At 65.3% G+C, this 2,041-nt stretch carries 2 protein-coding genes; both read right to left on the reverse strand.

Features of this window, described 5'->3' with window-relative positions; genetic code table 11:
* Window positions 1-735 (reverse strand): IS21-like element helper ATPase IstB (gene istB, locus CXY73_RS00130; RefSeq protein WP_104176395.1); only part of this gene is annotated, 735 nt, incomplete at its 3' end.
* On the reverse strand, window positions 732-1,973 hold the full coding sequence (locus tag CXY73_RS00135; RefSeq protein WP_199185231.1) for a DDE-type integrase/transposase/recombinase: 1,242 nt from the start codon (window positions 1,971-1,973) through the stop codon (window positions 732-734). The genes istB and CXY73_RS00135, both read right to left, overlap by 4 nt.
* Window positions 1,974-2,041 lie beyond the last annotated feature (68 nt).

Raw genomic sequence — 2,041 nt, forward strand, 5'->3', positions numbered from 1 at the left:
TTGCTTGAGCCGGTAACTGTTGCCTTTGAGGCTGATTACGTCGGCGTGGTGAACGATTCGGTCGATCATCGCGGAGGCGATCGTGAGGTCTCCGAACACATCGCCCCAGCGGGCGAAGGGCAGGTTGCTCGTCATAATCAGCGACGCGTGTTCGTAGCGGGAAGACACGAGCTGGAAGAACAAGTTCGCGGCATCCTGGTCGAAGGGGATGTAGCCGACCTCGTCAACGATCAGCAGGCTGTAACGGCGCAGCCGGATGAGTTCGGCGGCGAGTTTTCCCCTCGAATGGGCTTCTTGGAGTCGAGTCACCCAGCCCGTCGCGGTGTCGAAGAGGACCCGGTGGCCCGCTTTGGCGGCCTTGATCCCGATGCTGACGGCGAGGTGCGTTTTCCCGGTCCCGGGAGGCCCGAGGAGGACGACATTCTTCGCTTCGGTGAGGAACATACCCGTGCCCAGGTGCGCGATCAGGTTCCGGTCGGCGGAGGGTTGATGGTCGAAGTTAAAGTCCTCGAGGGTCTTGTGACCCGGGAACCGGGCAGCCTTGATCCGCAGCGCGGCCCCGGAAGCCTCCCGTTCGGAGGCCTCCTTGGAGAGCACTGCGGCGAGGTATTCCTCATGGGACCAACCCGCGTCGCGGGCCTGGTCGCCCAAGCGCCGGAACGCTTCACTGATCCGCGGTGCCCGCAATGCGCGGGCGTAGTACTCGATCTGCGAGGCCGCTTCCGAGCCGGTCATGACGCGACCGCCAACCCAGTCGGCGCGGCGTCGATATCAACGCTGAAGAGCTCGTCGTAGCGGACCAGTGAGGCCATTTCGACGACGCCCGTGACCGTGGGCCGGCGCGCGCGTTGAGCTTGGAACTGGGCGCGCAGCTCGGCCGCGCGGAGAACATGCGCCGGGTCGGTGACGGTCAGTTGCCGGGCCCATTTCCGGCGATGGTCGGCGATGAGTACCCCGTCGTGATGGACGGTCACGCGCTCCAGGCTCGCCGCGACGTCCACGACCCGGCCGATCATGGCTGGGTCGACGGAGTAGTCGTTACTGAACGCGCGAACGTAGTAATCCCTTGGGAGCCGGACGCTATTGCGGAACATCACCTCCGGCGCCACCGGCGGAAGTCCGCGCATCGCAGCACGGTCGATGCTGACCAGGTCTCCCGGCCGCCCTCGTCGCGACCGGGAGAGACGGTTGTTCGCGATGGGCAGCCAGCCGGCCAGCTGCTGATTGAAATCGTCGGGAGACGTGAAGGCGCGCCCCGACATGAAGCGGCTCCGGAAGAAGCGATTCATCCGCTCGACCATGCCCTTGGACTCAGGATCGCGGGCCTTGAGCAGCTTGATCTGCGTGCCGAGAGTACCGGCGAACGCGGCGGCCGGCTCGGTGAGTTTCCCGCGCCCGATGCCGGTCTCGTTATCCCACGTCAGCCGGGCGGGAACGGCCTCGGCCTCCTGCAGCAACGACCACATCCCGCCGAGCAGATCCGGCGTCGTCCGCGAGGGCAACATGCGGGCCTGGACGAACCCGGAGAACGTTGACGTCATCACCAAAACCGGCGGTGCAGCAGCCTGATCATGACCCAACGGCAAGTCCTCGTGCGGGAACCAGAGATCACATTGGACCTGGAACCCGGGCGGGTGCACCAGCCGATCCGCGGGATCCGGCACCGCATACTCCGGCCGCAGCTCGGCGATCTTGGCCCGGAACAGCGACGGAGACCCCGACCAGCCCACCCGCTCGGCCGCCGTCGCTGCCGGCATCGTTGGCGTCGCCGCGAGCAACACCCGCACCTGGCCGACAAACGCGTCGAAACTCGACCCCGTCGGCTCCCGCTGATACGTCGGAGACCGATCCACTGCCAACGCCCGATCCACCGTGCCGCGCGACACCCCGACCAGCCGGGTTATCTCCCGTTTCGAATGCTTCCCCGTCGAATGCAGGCGGCGAATCTCTGCCCAATCATCCAATTTGATCACCTTCCATGATGGTTGGTGGCCCTATTTTCAGTTGGCGTTTCTGGCCCTGTTTTCAGTTGGCATTAACA

The organism is Cryobacterium sp. Y50 (genome assembly GCF_002929805.1).
Taxonomy (GTDB): domain Bacteria; phylum Actinomycetota; class Actinomycetes; order Actinomycetales; family Microbacteriaceae; genus Cryobacterium.